1 protein-coding gene is annotated in these 623 nt (G+C 67.4%); it reads right to left on the reverse strand.

The window, feature by feature from the left end; translation table 11 throughout:
- A partial coding sequence (locus tag HX846_RS36010; RefSeq protein WP_178967323.1) for a LysR substrate-binding domain-containing protein occupies window positions 1-623 on the reverse strand: 623 nt, incomplete at both ends.

Consider the following 623-nt stretch of genomic DNA (forward strand, 5'->3'; position numbering starts at 1 on the left):
CGGCACGGCGACCAGGCCGTCGCCCAGGTCCCGCACGTCTGCCTCGACCTGGGGCAAAATCAGCACCGCTGCCCGTTGCCGGGCCAGGCTCTTCTGCACTTCCAGGGAGCTGGTGGTGAACACCGGTTCGAGGGTGACGCCGCGTTTTTTTGCCGCCACTTCCAGGGCCTGGCGCACGCCGTAGGCCGAGTCGGGAATCGCCAGGGGCTGGCCTTGCAGTTCGCTCAATTCGATGCTGTCGCGCTGGGCGAAGGGGTGTTCGGCGCTGACCAGCACCCGGTGCCATAACTGGCAGTGGGCGGTGACTTCGACGTCGGCGCGCTCTTGCAGGTAGAACGCCAGGCCCAGGTCCGCCTCGCCGCTGCACAGGGCGTCGAGGGTGGCCGAGGCGCTGGCGATCACGATGTTGAAGGTGACCTTGGGGTGGGCGCGGTAGAAGGTGGCGAGCACCGGGGCGAGCACGGTGGAAACGATACTTTCTGACACATGGATGCTGATGTTACCGGCCACCTGGCTTTGGCGGCTGGCGATGACTTCGCGTACCTGGTCGAGGCCGCGCAGGGTTGAGGTGACTTGTTCGGCCAGGCACTCGCCCTCGGCGGTGAGGCGGATGCCGCGGGGGC

This window comes from Pseudomonas sp. K5002 (assembly GCF_013386655.1).
In the GTDB taxonomy this organism is placed as follows: Bacteria; Pseudomonadota; Gammaproteobacteria; order Pseudomonadales; family Pseudomonadaceae; genus Aquipseudomonas.